Origin of the sequence: Alistipes megaguti (assembly GCF_944320325.1) — a bacterium.
Classification (GTDB): domain Bacteria; phylum Bacteroidota; class Bacteroidia; order Bacteroidales; family Rikenellaceae; genus Alistipes; species Alistipes megaguti.
The window spans coordinates 1-23,861 of the sequence record NZ_CALUHA010000039.1; the positions used below are offsets into that span (position 1 = coordinate 1).

Consider the following 23,861-nt stretch of genomic DNA (forward strand, 5'->3'; position numbering starts at 1 on the left):
TCCTGAACGATCGTGAAGTCGTTGTTCGCACGGAACATGAAGCGCTGGAACTCGCGGTTGCCGTAGAGTCCCTCCACATCGTCGTACGAGAGCGAGGCCTGCGTGCGGACCCGCTCCGAACCGCCGCCGATCGAGATGTTGTGGTTGTGCTTCAACGCCGAGGATTTCATGATCAGCCCCGTCCAGTCGGTCACGGGATAGTGGTTGGGATCCGTGCGGTTGTACTCGAGCCAGTTCTTGACCTGGTCGGCCGAGAACTGCTGGAAGAATCCGGCTGCCGGGTTGTCGTTGTAGAGCATCTCGTTGTACATCTCCATGTAACGGGTCATACCCACCATCTCGGGCTGCATGGTCGGGAACTCCCAGCCCACCTCGCCGTTGTAGGAGAGGTGGATCTGCTCCTTGGCACCGCGCTTGGTGGTGATCAGGATGACACCGGCGGCGGCCTTCGAACCGTAGATCGAGGCGGCTGCGGCATCCTTCAGCACCGAGACGCTCTCCACGTCGTTGGCATTGACGTAGTCGATGTCGTCGCAGGGGCTGCCGTCGACGATGATCAGCGGGTTGTTGTCACCCATCGTGGTGATACCGCGGACCTTGAGCGTTCCGGACGATCCCGGGGCGCTGCCGTCACGCGTGACGAGCAGACCCGACACCGAACCCTGCAGCGCCGTCGAGAGGGTGGTCGTCTGGCGCGAGGCCAGTTCGTCGCCCTGGATGGCGGCCACCGAACCCGTGAGGTCCTTCTTCTTGACCGTACCGTAACCGATGACGACCACTTCGTCCATGAGTTTCGCATCCTCGCGGAGGATGACGTTCAGCGTCGTCTCGCCGTTGAAGAGGCATTCGTGCGTCTCGTATCCCACGTAGGAGAAGACGAGCGTCGAACCCTTCTTCGCACGGATCGTGTAACGACCCTCCTGATTGGTGGCCGTGCCGTTGTTGCCACCCTTTTCAAAGACGGTGACTCCGAGCAGCGGCGCTCCATTCTGATCGCTGACCACTCCCGACACGGGCAAGGCCTGTGCCGATGCCACGACCGGTACGGCACACAATACGCAAAGGACAAGCGCCCATCTGCGCAATTGCACTGTTGAGAATAATTGTGTCATTTAACTAGAGAATTAAGATTGGTTATGAATTGTATTCGTTCATCGGATCACCGGATGTCGACCCGTCCGAGCCGCAGCCACCCGTCGGGAGTCAGCAGCGCATCGTCGACGGCCATCTCCAGCCCCACGCAATTCCCCTTGCGCGTGTCGACCAGCGCAACGGCCCAGGTGTAGCTTCCGCGATCGACACCGTGCAGGTCGACCGTCGTCTCGTAACGGACGGGGTGACCCTGGATCCAGGTCGAGAGGTCGGTCTGCAGGTCGGTGAAGACCCGCACGGGCCTCTGCCCGGCGTCCAGCAGCGCATAGGCCACCTTGTAGCACTGGTTCCACTGCCGGAGGTTGGTCGGGCAATAGCCCCAGCCGACGTTGTTCCAGCAGCTGCGGATCTGGACCGTGCCGTTGCAGCGGGCCCGGCCCGGAGTCTCGATCTCACTCGGATAGAGGCGGTAGCCCCCCTCGGCCACGAAGCGTTTCACCAGATCGAACGCCTTCGAAAACCACGACCGCACCTCGTCGTTGATCCGGAAATCCATCATGTTGACGTGGGCCTCGCGCGACGCCTCGAACTCCCCGCGGCGCACATCCTCGGAGTGTCCCTGGCGGTATTTGCCGCTCGAATCGATCCAGTAACGGTGGTGTGCGGCGGTGATCCAGCCCCCCTCCATGAGGATCGGCAGGCGGAAGTTCCACCGGCGGGCGAAGTCCTTCTCCCACTCCTGGTAATAGTCGGTCATGCCGAAGGCGTCGTGACGCAGGCAGTAGCCCTTGCGGATGGCGATGTTGAGCAGTTGCTCGGTCTCGGGAGAGACCTCACCCCAGCTCGTTCCGTTCGGATCGGCCAGCAGGCGGTGATAGTGGATCACCAGCGGAACCCGGGTAAAAGCCTCGGAATAGAGCGACGTGATCCACTCGAAGACGGGGATCTTGTTGGCCGGATCGCGGTAGACCATGGCGTGCGACTCGCCCCACTTGCCCAATCCGAAGGCGTCGATGAAGTCCATCTTGTCCGGGTCGTTGAAGTCCTCGGCCAGCGCGCGGATGAACTTGGCGTACTTGGCCTGGAAGACCGGATCGTCGGGATAGGGCGACTTGTGGCGTCCGTTCTCCGAGGTGTAGCAGGCAGCACCGGCCTCGATCACGTAGAGCGGGGTGTTCTGCCCCTGGTCGCGGCCGTCGACCACCACCCGCAGGGCGATGCGCATGTTGCGGTCGCGCAGCGTCTTGAAGAGCCGCCAGATCCGCGTTCCGGGGTCGCGCCAGGCGTAGTGGCCCTCTTCGGGTTCGAGCGAAGCCCAACTGGTGCGCAGATAGGCCGTCGAGGCGTAGTCCGACACCCGGACGACGCATCCGTCCGAAGTCTCCATCGCATCGTAACCCTCCCTGGCCCAGAAATCATCATCCCACGTACGGCCCAGATACATCACCCAACCGTTGAGCGGATTGCGGAGTACGCGGACCGTGTCGGCCTCGAAGCGGAAGCACTGCCGGCGGGCGGCCTGCGACGGCAGGAGACCCACCGTCGCGGCCAGCAGGCACAGAACTGCCGCACGTTGACACATCTTCATCCCATTCATTGCTTGCAACGCATATTTTTTTGATTCGTAACTTGATTCACAGACAAACTCAACGGACGCGGACCGATGTCAGACGGGCCCAACCGTCGGCCGTCAGCCGTTCGGGCTGAACGGCCATGCGAAGCCCGACGGCATTCCCGGCCGAGGTATCGACCAGACCGATGGCCCACGTATATTCGCCGGGCGCCAGGTCGGGCAGCGTCGTCTCGAAGCGGTAGGAGGTCGGCCGGCCCTTGATCCACTGCGAGGGGTCGGAGTTCGCGTCGACGCACAGGGCGCACACCTCATCGGCCTCGTCGAGCAGGGCAAAGGCCACCCGATACTTGTAGTTCCACTGCGGGAGGTTGTTCGGACAATAGCCCCAGCCGAGATTCACCCAGCGATGGGTCAGCGTCACCCGACTGCCGGCAGCCGCCTCGGAGGGCACCGACACCTGATCGGGATAGAGGCGGTAGCCCCCCTCGCTGATGAAATCCTTGACGAGGCTGAAGCTCTTCTGGAACCAGACCCGCACCTCGTTGTTGACGCGCAGGTCCATCATGTTCACGCGGGCCTCGGCGCTGAGCCGGTACTCCCCCTCGCGGACATCCTCGGGATGCCCCTCGCGGTAGTCGCCCGACGGATCGATCCAGTAGCGGTGGGTGCCGTCCGTAATCCAGCCGCCCTCCATCAGGATCGGACGCTTGAAATTCCACGAGGCGGCGAAGCCCTTCTCCCACTCCTTGTAATAACCGGTCATGCCGAAGGCGTCGTGACGCAGGCTGTAGCCCTTGGCAATGGCACTCTCGAGCAGCGGCTCGGTATCGTCCGGAACGACATCGACCCAGCTGTTCTGATTCGGGTCGCCGACCAGCCGGTGGTAGTTGATCACGATGGGCACGCGGGTGAAGCAGCGGGCATAGAGCGAGGTCATCCAGTCGAAGGCCGCAGCCTTGTTGGCGTTGTCCCGGTAGAGTACGGCATGGGCCTCGCCCCACTTGCCGGGGCTGAAGGCATCGATGAAGTCGACACGCGCCGGGTCGTTGAAATCCTCGGAGAGCGCCTCGATGAAGGCGGCATATTTCTCCTGGAAGACGGGATCATCCATATAAGGAGTCTTCACGCCCCCCTCTTCGAAACATTCGGCGCCGGCCTCGACGACATACATCGGCGTATTCTGTCCCTGGTCGCGGCCGTCGAAGACGATGCGCAGCGCCAGCTTCAGCCCGCGGTCGAGACAACTCTTGAACATGCGCGCGTAACGCGAATTCTCGTCCCGCCAGACATACTCGCCCTCCGAGGGTTCGAGCGAGGCCCAGCTCGTGCGCAGGTAGGCCGTCGTGGCGTAGTCCGAAACGCGGACGGTCGATCCGTCGGAGGTCGGCATGGCATCGTAGCCCTCCGAGGTCCAGAAATTCTCGTCCCAGCTGCGCCCCAGATACATCACCCATCCCGACAGGGGATTGCGGATGACCGAGGTGCGGTCGGGAATCAGTTTGACGGTTTGATTGGTGGCGGGGATCGGGGAGTCATCCTCGGCCGAAGAGCTCTTCGAGCAGCCCGAGACTGCGACGCCCGAGAAGAGCAGTGCGATCAGCGTCGTTCGATGCAGCAGGGCGGCGGGCCCGGAAGATGCGTGGTTCCAGTTCATGTTTGGTTCAGGTTGGCGGAAGGTCCGCAGGTTTTGGCATCACAAAGATCTGCATTTTTACTTTTTCCTCATTAGAACGAATCGGACAACCTATAATCCGATTCAGACAACCTGCGGGAATGTGGCAAATTTGTTCTATATTTGTATGAAATCGTACAAGCAGAGCGCTCCATGACACATAAACCGATCTTCTTCCGCCTGACCATCCTGCTCGGGTTGCTTCTGGCCGGCCTGGCCGGAGAGGTCCGGGCCCAGACCGTCAGCCCCGACTTCCAACGGTTCGGGAACGGCTTCGACCCGGTCTTCACCGTCGTCTCCGACCACAACGGATACGTCTGGGCCGGAACGACCCACGGTCTGATCCGCTACGACTCGCACGGATCGGTTGCCTACGTACACGACCCGCAGGACTCCGCCTCGCTGTGCCACAATACGGTCAACGCCCTGCTCTGCCTGAGCGACGGAAAGGGGATACTGGTCGGGACCAACCAGGGGCTGTCGCTCTACGATCCGGTCAGCGACCGCTTCGAACAGGTCAAGGCCTGCGCCGAGCTCCACATCCGCACGCTGCTCGAGCACAACGATTCGCTGTGGGTCGGCTCCTCCTCGGGGCTCATGCTCCTGACCGGCTACCGGAAGGATTTCGCCTCCTGCCGTGCGCGGAAGGTCCTCGACGGACCGCACATCACCTGCAGCCGCGAGGTCGACGGAAAGGCCTACTTCGGAACCTACAACCGCATTTATGCACAGAACGGCCCCGGCCAGGTGCAGGAGATCGCCATTCCGCTGCTCGACCGCTGGTACAGCAATCTGGTCTGCGACATCATCCCTTCGCTCGAGGTTCCGGGGACGCTGCTGCTCGGGACCGAATACGGACTGGTCCGCTTCAACCCCGCCACCCGCCAATCCGCGATGCTGCTCGAAGACATCCCCGTACGCTGCTTCCGCCGCTGCAGCGACGGGAGCCTCTGGATCGGCACCGACAAGGGAATCTTCGTCTTCGGCCCCGAAGGCCGGCGGCAGCACTTCGTCCACGAATCGGGCAACGCCACGTCGATTCCCGACAACGTCGTCTCGCGCATCCACGAAGACGACCGCGGCAACATCTGGATCGCCACCGACCACGGCATCTGCATGACCACCCGAAGCGGCTTCTACACCTTCGTCCCGCTGAGATCGATCACCCGCAGCAACGAGGGTCTGGCCATCCGGGCCCTCTGCAAGGATCGGGAAGGGGCGCTCTGGCTGGGCGGCAAGAACGGGCTGATCCGCGTCGACGCCCAGCACGCCACCTGGTTCAAGGCCGACGACGGCAGCATCGAACAACGCATCTCCCACAACAAGATCCGCTGTCTGTATGCCGACGAGATCGGCGTCTGGATCGCCTCGGACGGCGGACTGGACCTCTATGAATACGCGCGTCACCGTTTCCGCCGCTTCACCGTCACGGAGTCCACCGGGCACTACAACTCCTCGTGGATGTACGGCATCTGCGAGGACAATCGCGGCCGGCTCTGGATCAGCACCTACGAAGGGGGTGTCTTCGTCGTCGACAAGCAGCGGCTGCTGAAGAGTCCGACGCCCAACTACTGCGCCGATCTGCACTTCTGCACCGCCGACCGCGGTTTTCCGAGCAACATCACCTCGAAGATCGCCGTAAACGGCGACCTGTGCTTCGTCACCACCGACGAAGGCTCGGTCACGATCCACACCGAAACCCACGAGATCCGGCCGGTCGAACTGCCCGCCGGCGTCCGCGCCCAGGCGCTCGACAGCCAGGGTGACCGGGTCTTCATCGGGACCAATACGGGACTCTACATCTGGCACGAGGATTCGATCCGCGAAATTCCCGGACCGCGGCTCCCCGTATGGGTCGTGGCGGCCGACCGGGAGCGCGTCTGGACGGTCAGCGACGCCATCCTTTCGGCCTACGACATCCGCTCGGGACGGGCCGTCGGCCACCACCGGATCGGAAACAACCCGCTTCAGAGCTGTCTGATCGACGGCGAAAAGGTCTACGCCGGAACCACCGACGGTTACTACACCATCTCGAGCGCCGACTTCTCGCTCAACGACGAATCGCTCCGCACCCGCATCACCGGACTGACCATCAACAACCACCGGATCGGCGTCGGCGAACGCTTCGGGCGCGACATCCTGCTGACCCGGAACATCGACGTCACCCGACGGCTCATCCTCCCCCACAACCGCAACTCCTTCACGCTGGAGTTCTCCGATTTCGACTTCTCGCTCTCGGACCACCGCTACGCCTACCGCATCAAGGGGCTGAACGACAACTGGCAGATCACCGAGGACGGAAGCAACCACGCCACGTTCATCAACCTGCCGACGGGCTCCTACCTCTTCGAGGTGGGGTCGATCCTCTCCGACGGCCAGATCCAGAGCGACCCGGCCCGGCTGCAGATCGAGATACGTCCGCAATGGTACGCCAGCCCCATCGCGTGGGTGATCTATGCGCTGATCGTCATCTCGCTGCTCGTGGCCGTCGTCATCACCGTACGCACCCGCCGCCAGCTGGCCCTCGAACACGCCGAACGGGACAAGGCGCTGAAGATGGTCAAGATGAAATCGGACTTCCTGACCAACCTCGCCCACGAGTTCAAGACCCCGCTCAGCATCATTCTGGGCCACGTCGGCAAACTCATCACGGTCGAGGCCAACAGCCTCTACTGCCAGGAGCTGGTCTCCATGCAGCGCAACGCCGAGAAGATGCACCTGCTGATCGACAAGATGGTGACCGAGAACGAGACCGACAACGGCGCGCTGTTCATCCCCTCGGCCACCTCGCTCGTGGAGCTGGTCCGGCAGGTCTACGACGAATTTGCCCCGGCGCTGGCCGAAAAGGGGATCCATACACGCTTCTACAGCGACGACATCCGCTACATCTTCATGCTCGACCGCGTGAAGATCGAATCGGCGTTGAGCAATCTGCTCTCCAATGCCATGAAATTCACCCCGGCGGGCGGGAGCATTCTGGTCAGCGTCACCGTCGGCCGGGAGACCGGCGAGGTGATCTACGCGGACATCTCGGTCGAGGACTCGGGGGTCGGAATCCTCCCCGAGGAGCTGCCCCACATCTTCAACCAGTACTACCGCGCCGCCTCGAACCAGGAGCTCAACAGCCACGGATCGGGGATCGGGCTCTATCTGGTGAAGCAGATCGTCGAGATGCACAAGGGGACGGTCAGCGTCGAGTCCTCGCCCGGCAAGGGGAGCCGCTTCACCATCCGTCTCTCGACGCTGAAGGCCGACTCCTTCATCATGCAGGACAGCGCCCAGAACGAGGAGACATCGCTCTACAGCCTCTCGAAGGTGTGGAACCACGAACGCAAGCCCATCCTTCTGCTGGTCGAGGACAACCAGGATATCCGCGACTTCATCACCGCATCGCTCGGCGACGACTATACGTTCGTCTGCGCCGAGAACGGCAAGCAGGGGCTCGAACTCCTGGCCGGAAACAAGATCGACCTGGTCATCACCGACATCGTGATGCCCGTCATGGACGGGGTGCAGATGAGTCGCAAGATCCGCCGTTCGATGGCCACGGCCTTCCTGCCGATCATCGTCCTCTCGGGCAAGGAGGGCGAAGGCGTCGAGCTCGAGTCCTACGAATTCGCCGATGCGTTCGTCCGCAAGCCCTTCAGCCTCAAGTATCTGAACAGCCGGATCATCCTGCTGCTCATCAAGCACGAACAGTATCTCGAAAAGATCCGCCGCGAGCAGATGATGACCTCCGAGGTCGAGGAGGTCCGCAATCCCGACGAGGTGTTCCTGCAGGAGATCACCGACCTGATCAACGCCCACATCGACGATCCGGACTTCTCCGCCTCGCGGCTCTTCGAACTGAGCCACTACTCGTCGAAGCAGATCTACCGCAAGATCAAGCAGCTCAACAACATGGGCGTCGTGGAGTTCATCCGCGAGGTGCGCCTGCGCAAGGCGGCGCTCTACCTCCGGCAGAACAAGCTGACCGTCACCGAGGTGATGTACATGGTCGGATTCACCACCCCCTCCTATTTCAGCAAGTGCTTCAAGGCCCGCTTCGGGGTCACCCCCTCGGAGTATGCCGCCTCCGAGAAGCGTTGATTCCGCCGCCCGGCCCGACCCAAACGGTCCCCGGGCAACTCGACCCGAACCGATCCGGTCACACCCGGACCATACCCGGGCCACACCCGGGCCCCAGAACGGACGATCCCGGCAGCATGTCGCTGTCGGGATCGTACATAAAGGCAAACGGGAAGGAACGGAGGCGCCCCCGTTCCACAGAGTTGCGTCTGCGCTGCTTTCGGAACGGCGGGAGAGACGGGCCTCAAAGCGTCACCGTCGCCCGGAGCGGCCGGTCGGCGGAGCTTCCGCCCACGCTGATCTCGAAGGTGCCCGATTCGACCACGAACCGGCCCGCCGTCTCGTCATAATAGCCGAAGGCCTCCTCGTCGAGCTCGAGTTCGACATGGACCCGGCCGCCCTTCGGGATCGACACCTTCGCATAGTGTTTGAGCTCCTTCTCGGGACGCGGCACCGAGGCCTCGGGATCCGAGACATAGACCTGGGCAACGGCCTGGCCCTCCATGCGGCCCGTATTGGCGACGTCGAAACCGACGCGCACCCGATTCTTCCCGATCCGCTCGACCGTCAGGCCGGAGTAGGCAAAGGTCGTGTAGCTCAATCCGTAGCCGAACGGATAGCGGGGCACCACCCCGTTGCGATCGTATCCGCGGTATCCGACAAAGACCCCCTCCGCATAGGTGACGCGTTTGTGCGGGTGCTTGCTGCGGTCGTAGTAGGAGTTGTAGACCGGATTCTCCTCCCAGCGCTGCTCCATCGAGACGGGAAGGTGTCCGCTCGGGCAGACCCGGCCCGTCAGCACCTCGGCAACGGCCCGTCCGCCCTCCTGGCCCGGATACCAGGCCATGAGGATGGCGGCCACGCGGTCGCCCCAGCCGTTGAAGTCGACCGCTCCGCCGGCATGCAGCACCATGACGGTCCGGGGATTCAGTCCGGTGATCAGCTCCAGATCGGCCCGCTGCGATCCGGGCAGCTCGAAGGGGCGGTCGAAACCTTCGCCCTCGAGATCGGAGTTGAAGCCACCGCAGTAGACCACGGCCGATGCCCGTTCGACGCTCTCGCGCAGAATCGCATCGTCGCGCAGCCCCAGTTGGAGCCGGGCACGGGCCTCACCGGCCGCCTCGAAGAACTCGAAACGGAACCGATAGAGCGAATCCTTCACCACATCGAGGAAGACCGTCCGCGACGAGAGACCGTGACGTCCCCAGTCGCCTCCGACCTGACGACCGTTCACAAAGAGCCGGTAACCGTCGTCGCCCGACATGACGGCCCGCAACACACCCGTCGCCGGGGCCTTGTAGCATCCCTCCCAGGCTACGGCATAACCGTCGTCGGGCATATCCTCGAAGGGGGCCTTGTAGCCCCAGCTCCCCTCGATAGCCGGTTCGATCCGGCTGTGCAGCGGTTGTCCTTCGGGCTTCAGCCCCAGGAAGTAGTCGGCCCGATAGCCGGCCTCGCCGCTTCCCGTGCAGGCCGCCGCCGAATCGGGACGGACCGCCGCGTCGATCGAGACATAGAGCCGATCCTCGGAGAGGAGTTCGACCCGCTCGCGGCCGGCCACCTCCGTCATCCCCTCGTAGACCGACACCGTGTGGAACGGCGTCACCGAACCACTGCCGCCGCCATGGGGCACCGTCTCGGCATTGGGTCCGAGCACCAGAATCCCTCCCCGACGCGAAGCGCTCTTTCCGCCGCGCCCCAGCGGCAGCAGATCGCCGTCGTTCTTCAGCAGGACGATACCCTCCCGGGCGATGTCGAGCGCCGTCTGCACCGAGGCGGGATCATCCTCCGTCACGCGGTTCGTGTCGTACGGCCGGTCGAGGAACCCGAAGGCCGAAAGCGTCTGCAGGATGTGGCACACCTTCTCATCGAGGTCGCTTTCGCGGATCACACCGCTCTCCAGCAGCGGCAGCAGCTCCTCCTCGTTGAAGTACCACCCCTTGGGCATCTCCAGATCGAGTCCTCCGCGGGCGATTCCCGCCGCCGAGTAGGTCGACGTCCAGTCCGACATCACCAGCCCCCGGAAGCCCCAGTCGCGGCGCAGCACATCGACATTGAGCCAGCGGTTCTCCGAGGCGTGCACGCCCCAGATGAGGTTGTAGCTGTCCATGACGGCGCCGACACCGGCCTGCTGTACGGCCTTGCGGAAGGCCGGGAAGTAGATCTCCTGCATCGTCCGCACGTCGGCATCGGAGCTGACATGGTGGCGGCTCCACTCCTGGTTGTTGAGCGCGAAGTGCTTGATCGTCGCCATGACGCCCTCGTTCTGCAGGCCGAGGATATACCCCACGGCCGTCTCCGAGGTCAGATAGGGATCCTCGCCGAAATATTCGAAATTACGGCCGCAGAGCGGACTGCGGCAGATATTGACGCCGGGGCCGAGCAGGATCTCCACACCGCGGGCCCGGCAGTCGCGGGCCAGCGAGGCCCCCAGTTCAAGGGCCAGGTCGCGGTTCCACGTCGCGGCGGTCATCATCCCGCACGGATAGAGCGTGCTGCGGGTGTTGTTGCGCACCCCCTGCGGACCGTCGGCCAGACGGATCTCGGGGATCCCCAGACGCTCGATCCCCCGGATATAGAAGGAGCGCAGTCCGGCGATATAGGCAATCTTTTCGGAGAGGGTCATCCGGGCCGTCAGATCGGCGGCTCGCTGCCGGTCCGACTCACGGATCTCCACCTTCCGGGGCGAATTCTCCGCCGTATAGCCCTTCACCGCGGCGGATTGTCCCCGGGCGGCCGAGAGCGAGAGAAGCAGCATCGGAATCGAAAGAAGCAAAGAGAGGTTCTTCATACGTAAAAGCAGTAACAGGTTTCCAGTTTGACGGGAACAAAGGTAGTCAATCGGGCCGCCTCCGTCTGCCATGAATCGGACAATCGTTATCTCGATTCCGCCGCAAAGTCCCTTCGGAGGCGTTTCCACGCAGCTGAAAGGCCTCGAAGCGCTCCTCGCCGGCCGGCAACGGCGTCTGAAATTCGGAGTGCGGGATATTCTCCGGTGTGGGCTTCCCGGGCTGACAAAAAGAAAGAGGGAAGGAGTCTGGTCCTTCCCTCTTTTCCCTGTATCGGGCCGGGAGTTGCGCAGCAGGGTTTCCGATTCCTTCGAATCGCCCCCTCAGCCGCACCCTCCCGAACGGATTACTTGCGGTAAACCTTCTTGTAGCCGTAGATAGCCACGTCGCCGAGCTCCTCCTCGATACGGAGCAGCTGGTTGTACTTGGCCATACGGTCCGAACGCGACATCGAACCGGTCTTGATCTGGCCCGAGTTCGTAGCCACGGCGATGTCGGCGATCGTCGAATCCTCGGTTTCGCCCGAACGGTGCGACGTTACCGTCGTGTAGCCGGCGCGGTGAGCCATCTCGATGGCATCGAGCGTCTCGGTCAGCGTACCGATCTGGTTAACCTTGATCAGGATCGAGTTGGCGCAGCCCATCTCGATACCCTTCTTCAGGAAGTTGACGTTCGTTACGAAGAGGTCGTCACCGACAAGCTGGCACTTGCCGCCCAGTTCGGCGGTCAGCAGCTGCCAGCCTTCCCAGTCGTTCTCCGACATACCGTCCTCGATCGAGTCGATGGGGTACTTGGCAACCAGACCCTTCAGGTACTCGACCTGCTCCTTCGAGGTACGCTTTGCACCCTTCTCGCCTTCGAATACCGTATAGTCGTAAACGCCGTCCTTGTAGAACTCCGACGAAGCGCAGTCCATACCGATCATGACGTCCTTTCCGGGAACGTAGCCGGCCTTCTCGATGGCCTTGATGATCGACTCCAGAGCGTCCTCCGTACCGTTGAGTGCGGGAGCGAAGCCGCCCTCGTCACCTACGGCCGTCGAGAGTCCGCGCTCGTGGAGCACCTTCTTGAGGTTGTGGAAGACCTCGGCACCCATGCGGACACCCTCCTTGAGCGAGGGAGCGCCTACGGGACGGATCATGAACTCCTGGAAAGCGATCGGGGCGTCGGAGTGCGAACCGCCGTTGATGATGTTCATCATCGGAACGGGCAGCGTCTTGGCGTTGGCACCACCGATATAGCGGTAGAGGGGCATTCCGAAGTAGTCGGCAGCGGCGCGGGCTACGGCCAGCGATACGCCGAGGATGGCGTTGGCGCCGAGCTTCGACTTGGTCGGCGTACCGTCCAGAGCGATCATGGCCTTGTCGATGCCGACCTGATCGGAGACGTTCATGCCGATGATGGCCGGAGCGATCACCTCGTTGACATTCTTCACAGCGTTGAGAACGCCCTTGCCCAGGTAACGGTTCTTGTCGCCGTCGCGGAGCTCCAGGGCCTCATTCTCGCCCGTCGAAGCGCCGCTCGGAACGGCAGCACGACCGAAAGCACCGGATACGGTGCGAACTTCGACCTCAACGGTCGGATTGCCTCGCGAGTCGAGGATCTCTCTTGCATGAATCTCTACAATCTGCATAGTTGTAATAGTTTGAATGTTATGTACTTGAAAATACTTTCCTTTCAATGGCACCGCAAAGGTACAAAATAATCGCGAATAACGGTTTCAATATTGTTATTTTTTTCACGGCGCCGACACCGCAAGGGGGCAGCCGTCCCGGAAGCACAACGTGCAAAGGTCTCTCCCAAGCCGCCACAGGGAGGCAAAACCCGCACCGTAACGTGCAAAAATGCCGCCGCGGCAGATCGGCGGCTCGGAGATTTCCGAAAAAAACGTATCTTTGGACTTCGGAATTCGTCCGCATCGGGCGTCGCCCCGCCGGGAGTTGCGCCGGGCGGACAATCCGGCAAGAGTTACCCATTCATGAAACGACTGATTCCGCTTCTCTGTCTGCTGTTGACGGGCCCGTGCGTGTGGGCACAAGGCTTCGAAAAGAATCTGCTGGGCGTCCGGACGGGCCTCGAAGTGGCCTACATCCGGGCCCGGGGCGAATATGTCCGCGGAACGACCGATCCGCGCCTCGGATTTCGTTTCGCCGTATCGGACCAGGTGCTGCTGTGGCGCGGCCTACCTCTTTATATAGAGAGCGGCGTCGACTTTTCCAGTCGCGGAGGGCGTTATGAGGGCTGTTCGTTCCGGCCGATGTACCTGCAGGTCCCGCTGCTGCTCACCTGGCGCTTCGGGATCGGCAAACAGAGTTGCGTCCGCCCCTTTGGGGGCCTTTGCTACGGCGTGGGGATCGGCGGCAAGGCCCGCACGGCGGACGCCTGGAGCGATCTGTTCGGAGCGGCGGGATTCCTCCGCCGCAGCGATCTGGGCATCCGGCTCGGTGTCGAGGTCTCGATCCGCCGGATCTGCATCCAGGCCGGATTCGACGCCGGGTTGTGCAACCTCCTTGCCGGAGACGGCACCCAGACTCCGCTACTGCCCGCCGGGATCTCGGATTTGCGAAGCCGCAGCGTCTCGGTCGGCATCGGGTACGACTTCTGACCCGGGCGGACGACATGCCCGGCTCCGAAGGGCCGTTCGCACACCCCTCCACCGAACGATCCGTCCTACAATAGCGGACGGGCACTCCCGTCAGGAGAGGCCCGTCCGATCACTATCCGGCCCCGTCGTCAGTCCCTACCGCATGAGCACCGACGAATCGCCGTAGCTCAGGAAACGGAAGCCGTGCGAAAGGGCATAGTCGTAAATGCGCCGCCAATCGTCGCCCACGAAGGCCGAAACCAACAGCAGCAGCGTCGATTTGGGCTGGTGAAAGTTCGTGACGATGTTGTGCACGATGCGGAATTCGTAGCCCAGCGGCGTAATCATGATCTGCGTGGCGGCCTTCAGCCGGTCAGTCCTCTCACGATCCATCCAGGCCAGCAGGTCGCCGAGCGCCTCACGGCCCGTATAGTCCGACGGGATGTCGTAGAGTTCCCACTGGCCGATCACGCGGTCGGCATCGGGCGTCCCCGCAGTGCGGATGCGCCAGCCAAGCGCCGTGAGCGACTCCAGCGTCCGCACCGAGGTAGTGCCGACGGCCGTGATGTGGCCCCAGCGTTCGAGTAGCCGGGCCACCGTTGCGCGGCGCACCTCGAAGTGTTCGGTGTGCATCGGATGGCGGGCGGCATCCTCGTCCTTCACGGGCAGGAACGTCCCCGCCCCGACGTGCAGCGTCACCTCCTCGAACTCGAAGCCGCGCTCCTTCATCGCGTCGATCAGTTCGGGCGTAAAGTGCAGTCCGGCCGTGGGAGCTGCCACCGACCCCTCGAACTTCGAATAGACGGTCTGGTAACGCGTATTGTCGATCTCCTCACTCTCACGGTTCAGGTAGGGCGGGATCGGGATGCGCCCCAGATGCTCCAGCAGCTGGCCGAAGGTCATCGGCGCCGTCCACTCGAAGCGCACCGTGCACTCGCGGCCGCGGTCCTCCGTAAGCCACGCCCGGAGATATTCGGCCCGGCCCTCGTGTTCGAAGTTGATCTCCACGTAGCCCTCCTTCCACTTCTTGCGGTTGCCCACGATGCACGACCACTCGCAGCGGCCCACGACGGCAAAGGCCCGCTCGTAGTCGGCCGGGCGGTGCGGTTCGAGGCAGAAGACCTCGATGCGCGCGCCCGAAGGCTTGTGCATGATGATCCGCGCACGGATCACCTTCGTGTTGTTGAAGACCAGCAGTTCGCCGGCGGGCAGCACCTCGCCGATGTCGGCAAAATGACGCTCGGAGATCTCGCCGCCACGATAAACGAGCAGCTTCGAGGCACTGCGTTCGGCCAGCGGGAATTTGGCAATCCGCTCGTCCGGAAGGTCGTAATCAAAACGGTTTATGTCGATGTGTCTTTCCATTTTTGCCCGTAATTTTGCGGCAAAGTTACGATTTTTTGTAACTTTGCGACGCTTAATGTTCAAAAACGATGAAAACCGACTTCCTGGTTATCGGTTCCGGCGCCGCGGGTCTCTCCTTCGCGCTGAAAGCCGCTGCCCACGGACACGTTACGATTGTGACCAAGGGCGAAATGAATGAGTGCAACACCAACTACGCACAAGGCGGTATCTGTTCAGTCACCTACGCCCCCGACACCTTCGAGAAACACATCCACGACACGATGGTCTGCGGCGCGGGCAAGTGCGACCCCAAGGCCGTCGAGCTGGTCGTACGCCGCGCTCCGGAGCTGATCGCCGATCTGATCGCCTGGGGGACGCGCTTCGACAAGACCCCCGACGGACGTTTTGAACTCAACCGCGAAGGCGGCCACTCCGAACACCGGATCCTCCACCACGAAGACCTCACGGGCGCCGAGATCGAACGCGCCCTCGTGGAGTCGGTCCGCAAGCACCCCGACATCACGGTCCTCGAGCACCACTTCGCCATCGACCTGCTCACGCAGCACCATCTGGGCGAATTCGTCACGCGCCACACGCGCGGGCTGGCCTGCTTCGGGGCCTACGTCCTCAACATCGACACGAACGAGATCGAAACCATCCTCTCGAAGTTCACGATCGTCGCCACGGGCGGCTGCGGCAACGTCTACTCGTCGACCTCGAACCCGATTGTCGCCACGGGTGACGGCATCGCCATGTGCCACCGCGCCAAGGCCATCACCGAGAACATGGAGTTCATCCAGTTCCATCCCACGACGCTCTACAACCCGGGCGAAAAGCCCAACTTCCTGATCACCGAGGCTATGCGCGGCTTCGGCGCCATCCTGCGCCTGCCCGACGGCACGGAGTTCATGGACAAGTACCACCCGATGAAGTCGCTCGCACCGCGCGACGTGACGGCCCGGGCCATCTACCGCGAAATGACCCGTCTGGGCATGGACTACGTCTACCTCGACGTCACGCACAAGGATCCCGACTCGGTGCGCAGCCACTTCCCCAACATCTACGAGAAGTGTCTCTCGATCGGCATCGACATCACCAAGGACTGGATCCCCATCACGCCGGCGGCCCACTACTGCTGCGGCGGCGTGAAGGTCGACACCAACGGTGAGACCTCGATCCGCAACCTCTACGCCCTGGGCGAAACCTCCTGTACGGGGCTGCACGGCGCCAACCGGCTGGCCTCCAATTCGCTCATCGAGGCGGTGGTCTACGCCGACCAGGCCGCCCGCCATACGGCCTCGCTGGTCGACAAGGTCGATTTCCAGGAGGGGATCCCCGACTGGGACTTCGAGGGAACGCAGCACACCGAGGAGATGCTGATGCTGATCCAGTCGAAACGCGAGGTGCAGCAGATCATGACCAATTACGTGGGCATCGTGCGCTCGAACCTCTCGCTCAAACGCGCCATGCGCCGTCTGTCGATCCTCTTCGAGGAGACCGAGGAGCTCTACAGCAAAACCAAACCCAACCGCGAACTGTGCGAACTGCGCAACATGATCGCCGTGGCCTACCTGATCATCAAGCAGGGGCGCGAGATCAAGGAGTCGGTGGGATGTCACTACAATATGGATTACCCGAAAGCCTGATACATGACCCTACAGGAAGAGATCACCCGACGGCGGACCTTTGCCGTCATCGCCCACCCCGATGCGGGAAAAACCACACTTACCGAAAAACTGCTCCTCTTCGGCGGCGCCATCCACGTGGCGGGAGCCGTCAAAAGCAACAAAATCAAGAAGGGAGCCACCTCCGACTTCATGGAGATCGAGCGCCAGCGCGGCATCTCGGTGGCCACGTCGGTGATGGGTTTCGAGTATGAGGGCCGCAAGATCAACATCCTCGATACGCCGGGCCACGAAGACTTCGCCGAGGATACCTACCGCACGCTGACGGCCGTCGATTCGGTGATCATCGTCATCGACGGCGCCAAGGGCGTCGAGTCCCAGACCCGCAAACTGATGGAGGTGTGCCGCATGCGGCAGACGCCCGTGATGGTCTTCATCAACAAGCTGGACCGCCCCTCGAAGGAGCCCTTCGACCTGCTGGACGAGGTGGAGAAGGAGCTGCACATCCGCGTGCGACCGCTGACCTTCCCGATCTCGAACGGCCCCACGTTCAAGGGGGTCTACAACCTCTATGAGCGCCACCTCTCGCTCTTCACCTCGGACGAGAAGTTCACGGCCGACGCCTCGACGGTCGAGATCTCGAACCTCTCGTCGGCGGTGCTCGACGACCACATCGGAACGAAATACGCCGACCAGCTGCGCCAGGATGTCGAACTGGTCGAGGGCGTTTACGACGAATTCGACCGCGAAGCCTACCTGCGCGGCGAACTGGCCCCGGTCTTCTTCGGATCGGCGGTGAACAACTTCGGCGTGAGGGAGCTGCTCGAGTGCTTCATCCGCATCGCCCCGTCGCCGCGCCCCTCGCAGACCGAAACCCGCACGGTGGAACCTGCAGAGCCCAGGATGACGGGCTTCGTCTTCAAGATCCACGCCAACATGGATCCCAACCACCGCGACCGCATCGCCTTCCTGAAGATCTGCTCGGGCATCTTCGAGCGCAACAAGAACTACCTCCACGTGCGCAGCGGCAAGCAGATGAAATTCTCCTCGCCGACAGCCTTCATGGCCGAAAAGAAATCGGTCATCGACACGGCCTATCCGGGCGACATCGTGGGTCTGCACGATACGGGCAACTTCAAGATCGGCGATACGTTCACCGAGGGCGAGAAGCTCAAGTTCACGGGCATTCCGTCGTTCGCCCCGGAGCAGTTCCGCTACATCGAGAACGCCGACCCGATGAAATTCAAGCAGCTGGCCAAGGGTATCGACCAGCTGATGGACGAAGGCGTGGCGCAGCTCTTTACGTCGTCGCTCAACGGCCGCAAGATCATCGGTACGGTCGGAGCGCTGCAGTTCGAGGTGATCCAGTACCGTCTGGAGCACGAGTACAACGCCTCGTGCCGCTGGGAGCCGATCTCGATCTACAAGGCCTGCTGGATCGAGAGCGACAACGCCGCCCAGCTGGCCGACTTCAAACGCCGCAAACACACCAACATGGCCGTCGACAAACACGGCCGCGACGTCTTCCTGGCCGACACGAGTTATGCGCTGGCGCTGGCCCAGGAGAACTTCAAGGATATCCGCTTCCACTTTACCTCGGAGTTTTAACGAGTGACCCAGCAGGGGGGGGGCAAGCGTGAAGAACCGGCGAGCAGGAAAGAACCGGCGAGCGTGAAAGGACCGGCGCTGGTTGTGATCCCGACCGACCACAAAGAGAGCCCGGTGCAAGCCGTGAAACCCAACCGGCCGCAGGAAGGACCTGGAGCAACCCGAAAAACCCGACCGGCAAAGGTACACATAAACAGAAGGGCGGAGCGACATCAGTCGTTCCGCCCTTTTCGCGTCCGCATGTTCAACAGCCGAGCAGCATCCAGAAGCGACGGGGCAGCGAAATATTCTCCACATCGCGGGCCGCGGCAAAAAGAGGCGCTATCTCTTCCGGCGAAAAACCCGCGATGCCGCAACCGATCTCGGTGACGAGAAACTTCAGCTGCGGATGTTGCCGGGCGAAGGCAATGAATTCGTCAACATAGGGGCGAATGGTCTCCACGCCGCCCTGCATGGTCGGGATGGCATAACTCTGCCCCTGCAGGCCGACACCTTGCCCCCAAACGGCTCCGAACCACTGGAGGGCCAACCGGGCGGCGCCACCGGCGTGCATCCCGGCAAGGTTGCTTCCGAAGACGAAGATCTCGTCGGGGCGAAGCGATGTGATGAAATCAGGGGTAATTCGCATGTGAGGATCCATTTTTCCAAAGATACAAAAAAAGCAACTACTTCCACCCCCATAGGGGCACCGATTGCGGAGTGGTCCACCTGTATCCGGTTTACACCACGGTTTACACGCCCCGCGCAGAATGCCGCAGAAACGGGATCTGAAGCCCCTACCCGAACAGCCTGCAAAAACGAAAAAGGCTCGACAACCGTCAGATTGTCAAGCCTTTTCTTCAGTCGGGGTGACTGGATTCGAACCAGCGACCACACGCCCCCCAGACGTGTACTCTAACCGGACTGAGCTACGCCCCGATTCCGCCCTCGCGAAGTCCAAAACCCTTCGCTTTGGGACTGCAAATATACGCACTTTTTTGATAAAACAACACTTTTCTGCAATATTTTTTCCTACTTTTGCAGAAATGAAATCTTTCGCCCTTCTTATCCTGTCCCTCGCAGCCGCCCTCATGACGGGCTGCTCGGGATCCGCTGAACGCCACCTGAGCGACTTCACCTCAACGGTTTACGCCCCGACCTATGCCTCCGGATTCGACATCCGCGGCACCGAACGTGATGCCTCGACCCTCATCTCGGTCCACAACCCCTGGCAGGGAGACGCCCGCTCCGAACAACACCTCATCCTGCTGCGCGGCAAGGCCAAAGTCCCCGCCGACGGATCCGTTCAGGCCGTCCGGGCCCCCGTACAACGCGTGGTCTGCATGTCGTCGAGCCACGTGGCGCTGTTCGACGCCCTGGGGCTCGCCGACCGCATCGTCGGGGTCTCCGGCCTCGACTACATCTCCAACCCCCGGATCCAGCAGCGCAGCCGCAGCGGAGAGCTCTGCGACGTGGGCTACGACACGAATCTCAACTTCGAACTGCTCACCGCCCTGCATCCCGACGTGATCCTGCTCTACGGCATCTCGGGCGAAAACACCACCATCACCGACAAACTCCGCGAACTGGGAATTCCCTACCTCTACGTGGGCGATTACGTCGAGAAGTCGCCCCTGGGCAAGGCCGAATGGCTCGTCGCTGCAGCGGAAATGTGCGACCTGCGGGCGGCCGGAGCCGACACGCTGCGCCGCATCGCCGCGCGCTACAACGACCTCCGGGCACGGCTCGACCCGGCCGACGCCCGCCCGAAGGTGATGCTCAACACACCCTACCGCGACACCTGGTTCATGCCCTCGACGCAAAGTTACATGGTGCGGCTGATCGAGGATGCCGGCGGAAGCTACATCTACACGAAAAACCACACGAACGCCTCGGTAGCCGTCGACCTCGAGGAGGCCTACCTGCTGGCCAACAGCGCCGACTTCTGGATCAACGTCGGGGCCTGCAACTCGATCGAAGAGCTCACGGCACAGAATCCGAAATTCGCCGAGGTGCCGGCCGTCGTCGACCGCTGCGTCTGGAACAACAACCGCCGTCAGACCCCCTCCGGAGGCAGCGACTTCTGGGAATCGGGCGTCGTACGGCCCGACGTCGTACTGCGCGACCTGAAGACCATCCTGGCCGGCGGCAGCGATTCGACCTATTATTATAAACGCCTCGAATAACCGCCGATGTCGCGTACCGCCCTGCTCTTCACGCTGCTCACGCTGCTCACCGCCGCACTTTTCATCGGCGATCTGGCCGTCGGATCGGTCGATATCCCGCTCCGCGAGGTCTGGGCCGCGCTCACGGGCGGCAACTGTGACCCGACCTACGCCACCATCATCCAGAAGATCCGGCTGCTGAAGGCCCTCACGGCCCTGCTGGCCGGCAGCGCGCTGGCCGCCAGCGGACTCCAGATGCAGACGCTGTTCCGCAACCCCCTGGCCGGCCCCTACGTCCTGGGCATCAGTTCGGGAGCCTCGCTCGGCGTGGCCATGTTCCTGCTCGGAGCCCCGCTGCTGGGCGTCGCCGGCCACTCGTTCGTCCAGTCGCTCGGCATCGCCGGGGCCGCCTGGATCGGTTCGGCCCTCGTGCTGGCCATCGTCATGGCCGTCAGCCGCCGCATCAAGGACATCATGGTCATCCTCATCCTCGGCATGATGTTCAGTTCGGGCGTGAGCTCCGTGGTCGAGATCCTGCAATACCTCTCGAACGAATCGGCCCTCAAATCGTTCGTCATCTGGACCATGGGATCGCTGGGCGACGTGACGGGCAGCCGTCTGGCGCTGATGCTTCCGGCCGTCGCGGCGGGGCTCCTGCTGGCCGTGGCCGTCATCAAGCCGCTGAACCTGCTCCTGCTGGGCGAGAACTACGCCCGCACGATGGGGCTCAACATCCAGCGCACCCGCTCGCTGATCTTCCTCTCGACGGTGCTGCTGGCCGGCACGGTCACCGCCTTCTGCGGCCCGGTGGGCTTCATCGGACTGGCCGTGCCGCACCTGGCCCGCATGATCTTCTCGTCGGCCGACCACCGCGTGCTGATGCCCGCCTCGATGCTCTCGGGGGCCGCCCTGCTGCTGATCTGCGACCTGCTGGCCAAGACGCTGACCCTGCCCATCAACACCATCACGGCCCTGATGGGCATTCCGGTCGTCATCTTCGTCGTCATCCGAAACCGCAACCTCTTCTGACGCCATGAGCATCCGACTCGACCATATCACCCTCGCCTACGGCAGCCGCACGCTGCTCGCCGACACCTGCGCCGAGATCGCTCCGGGATCGCTGACGGCCCTCATCGGCCGCAACGGAACGGGCAAGAGCACCCTGCTGCGGGCCGTCGCCGGACTGGGCCCCGTCACGGCGGGACGGATCGAACTCTGCGGGCATACGCTCGCCGGGATGACGCCCCGCCAGCGGGCCGAGACCGTCTCGTTCGTCACCACGGACAAGGTGCGCATTGCCAACCTTGCGTGTGAGGATGTCGTCGCGCTGGGCCGCGCCCCCTACACCAACTGGATCGGACGCATGCAGGAAGAGGACCGCGCCGTGGTCGAACGTTCGCTCCAACTGGTCGGCATGTCGGCATTCGCCCGCAAGACAATGGACCGCATGTCGGACGGCGAGTGCCAGCGGGTGATGATTGCCCGGGCGCTGGCCCAGGATACGCCGATCATCCTGCTCGACGAACCGACGGCCTTCCTCGACCTGCCGAACCGCTACGAACTGGCCACGCTGCTGCGGCGTCTGTCCCGCGACGAGCGCAAATGCGTTCTCTTCTCGACGCACGATCTGGACATCGCCCTCTCGCTGTGCGACGCCGTGGCGCTGATCGACACGCCGCAGCTGCACCTGCTGCCGGCCGACGAGATGGTCTCGAGCGGCTACCTCGAACGGCTCTTCTCGGGGCGCAGCGCGCAATTCGACCCCGCAACGCGCAGCGTCCGGCTGCGTTGAGCGGCAAATCCCGGGAAACGAAAAACGCCTGAACGGCCGCCCGATGGCCCCGGACAAAGGGACGCGAGGGGTCGTTGCCGTATCTCTCACCAAGGCATTCTCAATAAAAATTCAATTTTTTCACCACTTTTTTTGTACAAGAAACTTTTTTGTTTACCTTTGCACCGCTAAAGCGCCCCATTACGGGCAGCGCGATAGTGGTAGAGGCCCATTCGTCTATCGGTTAGGACGCAAGATTTTCATTCTTGAAAGAGCAGTTCGATTCTGCTATGGGCTACCAAGGGGCCGAAAGAGAGGCCGCGAGATCCGAGAGGGGGGGGGAAAAAAAAAAAGGCACACCCCGCAATTTCGCAACTTTCCGACAGCCTTGACGGGTGACAATCCAACAAGGAGCGGACCTTCGGGGTCTATCCGAAAGCGGCCACGGCCGTTCGAGTGCAGAAACTGAAAAAGTAAAAAAATAAAAACAACGGATTATGGCAAACCATAAGTCATCGAAAAAACGCATTCGTCAGACGCTGACGAAGCGTGCTCATAACCGGCTCTATCACAAGACGACGCGTAACGCCGTGAAGGCCTTGCGCGCCACGACCGAGAAGAGCGCTGCCGAGGCTCTGCTGCCCAAGGTAACGGCAATGCTCGACAAGCTGGCCAAGCACAACATCATGCACAAGAACAAGGCTGCAAACCTCAAGAGCGCCATTCAGCTCCACGTGAACGCCCTCTAATTCTTGAGCAACCATCTGCAAGGCCCGGACCTCAAAGTCCGGGCCTTGTCATTTCCGGCCGCCCCCCCCTTCCAACCGGAAGGGAATGCCCGGGGCAACCTTACACCCGCCGGAATATCGAGCGAAAGGATGGGGCAATTCGATTTTGCAGCACCCACAAAAAACCGGTCCGCCCGAACGGGCGAACCGGCAGCGGCAGACTCCGAATTGCGGAGCCCTATTTCTCGAGACCGTCAATCACGGTGGCAATCCGGTCGAAGACCTCCTCCATCGTTCCGACGCCGTTGACCGAAGCATACTTGCCCTGAGCGGCATAGTAGTCGGCCACGACGGCCGTCTGCTTGTGGTAAACGGCCAGACGCTCGCGGATCACCTCCTCCGAGGCATCGTCGGCACGTTCCGAATCCTTGCCGCGCAGCAGCAGGCGGTGTACCAGCTCCTCCTCCGGAACGTGGATGTCGACCATGATGTCAACCTTCAGACCGTGCTTGGCAAGAATCTTGTCAAACTCCTCGGCCTGAACCGTCGTACGGGGGAAACCGTCGAAGATGCAGCCTTTGGCATCGAGGTGATCGGCCACGTAGTTGGCGATCATGCCGATGACGATCGAATCGGGAGCCAGTTTGCCCTCCTTGATGTAAGACTCCATGCTGCGGCCGAGTTCCGTACCGCGGCGGATCTCGTCGCGGATCACCTCGCCGGTCGAAACATGGTCGATTCCGTAGTGTTCTTTCAGACGCTGCGCCTGGGTTCCCTTGCCGCAACCCGGTGCACCGAATAAGACGATATTGATCATAACTAACCCGTTTTTAGGATTTAAACCGGACAAAAATACGTTATTT

The 23,861-nt window shown here is 62.2% G+C and carries 16 protein-coding genes and 2 tRNA genes; 9 read left to right on the forward strand and 9 right to left on the reverse strand.

Going from position 1 to position 23,861, the window contains the following annotated elements; all coding sequences use genetic code 11:
• The 3 genes from PUQ42_RS09200 to PUQ42_RS09210 all read right to left on the reverse strand — a co-directional run.
• The coding region (locus tag PUQ42_RS09200) for a SusC/RagA family TonB-linked outer membrane protein (RefSeq protein ID WP_273373139.1) at nucleotides 1-1,091 on the reverse strand (1,091 nt) is incomplete at its 3' end.
• Between the two features lie 68 nt (nucleotides 1,092-1,159).
• Nucleotides 1,160-2,689 carry a DUF4832 domain-containing protein gene (locus PUQ42_RS09205; protein WP_273373140.1) on the reverse strand — a complete coding sequence of 510 codons (1,530 nt, stop codon included), beginning with the start codon at nucleotides 2,687-2,689 and terminating at the stop codon, nucleotides 1,160-1,162.
• Nucleotides 2,690-2,738: 49 nt separating this feature from the next.
• Nucleotides 2,739-4,319, reverse strand: a complete 1,581-nt coding sequence (locus PUQ42_RS09210) for a DUF4832 domain-containing protein (RefSeq protein ID WP_273373142.1) — start codon at nucleotides 4,317-4,319, stop codon at nucleotides 2,739-2,741.
• Nucleotides 4,320-4,490: 171 nt separating this feature from the next.
• Between PUQ42_RS09210 and PUQ42_RS09215 the strand changes: the two genes are divergently transcribed.
• Nucleotides 4,491-8,426 carry a hybrid sensor histidine kinase/response regulator gene (locus tag PUQ42_RS09215; RefSeq protein WP_273373144.1) on the forward strand — a complete coding sequence of 1,312 codons (3,936 nt, stop codon included), beginning with the start codon at nucleotides 4,491-4,493 and terminating at the stop codon, nucleotides 8,424-8,426.
• 223 nt (nucleotides 8,427-8,649) lie between these two features.
• Here PUQ42_RS09215 and PUQ42_RS09220 read toward each other — a convergent pair whose 3' ends face one another.
• Together PUQ42_RS09220 and eno are read right to left on the reverse strand one after the other, a co-directional pair.
• On the reverse strand, nucleotides 8,650-11,196 hold the full coding sequence (locus PUQ42_RS09220) for a beta-glucosidase (RefSeq protein WP_273373146.1): 2,547 nt from the start codon (nucleotides 11,194-11,196) through the stop codon (nucleotides 8,650-8,652).
• Between the two features lie 344 nt (nucleotides 11,197-11,540).
• Nucleotides 11,541-12,827 carry a phosphopyruvate hydratase gene (gene eno / locus PUQ42_RS09225; RefSeq protein WP_122119777.1) on the reverse strand — a complete coding sequence of 429 codons (1,287 nt, stop codon included), beginning with the start codon at nucleotides 12,825-12,827 and terminating at the stop codon, nucleotides 11,541-11,543.
• Nucleotides 12,828-13,172: 345 nt separating this feature from the next.
• Between eno and PUQ42_RS09230 the strand changes: the two genes are divergently transcribed.
• Complete coding sequence (locus tag PUQ42_RS09230) at nucleotides 13,173-13,799, forward strand: porin family protein (protein WP_273373148.1); 627 nt, start codon at nucleotides 13,173-13,175, stop codon at nucleotides 13,797-13,799.
• 135 nt (nucleotides 13,800-13,934) lie between these two features.
• Here the strand turns inward: PUQ42_RS09230 and PUQ42_RS09235 are convergent, their stop codons facing one another.
• Nucleotides 13,935-15,143 carry an S-adenosylmethionine:tRNA ribosyltransferase-isomerase gene (locus PUQ42_RS09235; RefSeq protein WP_273373150.1) on the reverse strand — a complete coding sequence of 403 codons (1,209 nt, stop codon included), beginning with the start codon at nucleotides 15,141-15,143 and terminating at the stop codon, nucleotides 13,935-13,937.
• 68 nt (nucleotides 15,144-15,211) lie between these two features.
• On the opposite strand from PUQ42_RS09235, the gene nadB reads away from it, so the two are divergent.
• Both nadB and PUQ42_RS09245 read left to right on the forward strand, forming a co-directional pair.
• Nucleotides 15,212-16,768, forward strand: a complete 1,557-nt coding sequence (gene nadB, locus PUQ42_RS09240) for an L-aspartate oxidase (protein WP_273373152.1) — start codon at nucleotides 15,212-15,214, stop codon at nucleotides 16,766-16,768.
• A 3-nt stretch (nucleotides 16,769-16,771) separates the two neighbouring features.
• Nucleotides 16,772-18,355: a peptide chain release factor 3 gene (locus tag PUQ42_RS09245; protein ID WP_273373154.1), complete on the forward strand. Its 1,584-nt coding sequence runs from the start codon at nucleotides 16,772-16,774 to the stop codon at nucleotides 18,353-18,355.
• A gap of 244 nt (nucleotides 18,356-18,599) precedes the next feature.
• On the opposite strand, the gene PUQ42_RS09250 is transcribed toward PUQ42_RS09245, so the two are convergent.
• On the reverse strand, nucleotides 18,600-18,983 hold the full coding sequence (locus PUQ42_RS09250) for an A1S_2505 family phage non-structural protein (protein WP_273373156.1): 384 nt from the start codon (nucleotides 18,981-18,983) through the stop codon (nucleotides 18,600-18,602).
• Between the two features lie 215 nt (nucleotides 18,984-19,198).
• A tRNA-Pro gene (locus PUQ42_RS09255) sits at nucleotides 19,199-19,273 on the reverse strand.
• A 107-nt stretch (nucleotides 19,274-19,380) separates the two neighbouring features.
• Here PUQ42_RS09255 and PUQ42_RS09260 point away from each other — a divergent pair.
• The 5 genes from PUQ42_RS09260 to rpsT all read left to right on the forward strand — a co-directional run bounded on the left by PUQ42_RS09260 (nucleotide 19,381) and on the right by rpsT (nucleotide 23,019).
• Nucleotides 19,381-20,520, forward strand: coding sequence for an ABC transporter substrate-binding protein (locus tag PUQ42_RS09260; protein WP_273373157.1), 1,140 nt, complete (start codon nucleotides 19,381-19,383; stop codon nucleotides 20,518-20,520).
• A 6-nt stretch (nucleotides 20,521-20,526) separates the two neighbouring features.
• Nucleotides 20,527-21,528, forward strand: coding sequence for a FecCD family ABC transporter permease (locus tag PUQ42_RS09265; RefSeq protein ID WP_273373159.1), 1,002 nt, complete (start codon nucleotides 20,527-20,529; stop codon nucleotides 21,526-21,528).
• Between the two features lie 4 nt (nucleotides 21,529-21,532).
• Nucleotides 21,533-22,291, forward strand: coding sequence for an ABC transporter ATP-binding protein (locus PUQ42_RS09270; protein ID WP_273373160.1), 759 nt, complete (start codon nucleotides 21,533-21,535; stop codon nucleotides 22,289-22,291).
• A 205-nt stretch (nucleotides 22,292-22,496) separates the two neighbouring features.
• Nucleotides 22,497-22,571, forward strand: a tRNA-Glu gene (locus tag PUQ42_RS09275).
• 196 nt (nucleotides 22,572-22,767) lie between these two features.
• Nucleotides 22,768-23,019: a 30S ribosomal protein S20 gene (rpsT, locus tag PUQ42_RS09280; protein WP_087311373.1), complete on the forward strand. Its 252-nt coding sequence runs from the start codon at nucleotides 22,768-22,770 to the stop codon at nucleotides 23,017-23,019.
• Nucleotides 23,020-23,236: 217 nt separating this feature from the next.
• Here the strand turns inward: rpsT and PUQ42_RS09285 are convergent, their stop codons facing one another.
• Complete coding sequence (locus PUQ42_RS09285) at nucleotides 23,237-23,815, reverse strand: adenylate kinase (protein WP_273373162.1); 579 nt, start codon at nucleotides 23,813-23,815, stop codon at nucleotides 23,237-23,239.
• Nucleotides 23,816-23,861: the final 46 nt, after the last annotated feature.

Excerpts from the sequence above, each read along its gene's own strand:
- PUQ42_RS09230 (WP_273373148.1), top strand. The coding sequence starts at position 13,173 with ATGAAACGACTGATTCCGCTTCTCTGTCTGCTGTTGACGGGCCCGTGC.
- PUQ42_RS09270 (WP_273373160.1), top strand. The coding sequence starts at position 21,533 with ATGAGCATCCGACTCGACCATATCACCCTCGCCTACGGCAGCCGCACG.
- PUQ42_RS09260 (WP_273373157.1), top strand. The coding sequence starts at position 19,381 with ATGAAATCTTTCGCCCTTCTTATCCTGTCCCTCGCAGCCGCCCTCATG.
- PUQ42_RS09220 (WP_273373146.1), bottom strand. The coding sequence starts at position 11,196 with ATGAAGAACCTCTCTTTGCTTCTTTCGATTCCGATGCTGCTTCTCTCG.
- PUQ42_RS09250 (WP_273373156.1), bottom strand. The coding sequence starts at position 18,983 with ATGCGAATTACCCCTGATTTCATCACATCGCTTCGCCCCGACGAGATC.
- PUQ42_RS09245 (WP_273373154.1), top strand. The coding sequence starts at position 16,772 with ATGACCCTACAGGAAGAGATCACCCGACGGCGGACCTTTGCCGTCATC.
- PUQ42_RS09215 (WP_273373144.1), top strand. The coding sequence starts at position 4,491 with ATGACACATAAACCGATCTTCTTCCGCCTGACCATCCTGCTCGGGTTG.
- PUQ42_RS09235 (WP_273373150.1), bottom strand. The coding sequence starts at position 15,143 with ATGGAAAGACACATCGACATAAACCGTTTTGATTACGACCTTCCGGAC.
- PUQ42_RS09205 (WP_273373140.1), bottom strand. The coding sequence starts at position 2,689 with ATGAATGGGATGAAGATGTGTCAACGTGCGGCAGTTCTGTGCCTGCTG.
- rpsT (WP_087311373.1), top strand. The coding sequence starts at position 22,768 with ATGGCAAACCATAAGTCATCGAAAAAACGCATTCGTCAGACGCTGACG.
- PUQ42_RS09265 (WP_273373159.1), top strand. The coding sequence starts at position 20,527 with ATGTCGCGTACCGCCCTGCTCTTCACGCTGCTCACGCTGCTCACCGCC.
- nadB (WP_273373152.1), top strand. The coding sequence starts at position 15,212 with ATGAAAACCGACTTCCTGGTTATCGGTTCCGGCGCCGCGGGTCTCTCC.
- PUQ42_RS09285 (WP_273373162.1), bottom strand. The coding sequence starts at position 23,815 with ATGATCAATATCGTCTTATTCGGTGCACCGGGTTGCGGCAAGGGAACC.
- eno (WP_122119777.1), bottom strand. The coding sequence starts at position 12,827 with ATGCAGATTGTAGAGATTCATGCAAGAGAGATCCTCGACTCGCGAGGC.
- PUQ42_RS09210 (WP_273373142.1), bottom strand. The coding sequence starts at position 4,319 with ATGAACTGGAACCACGCATCTTCCGGGCCCGCCGCCCTGCTGCATCGA.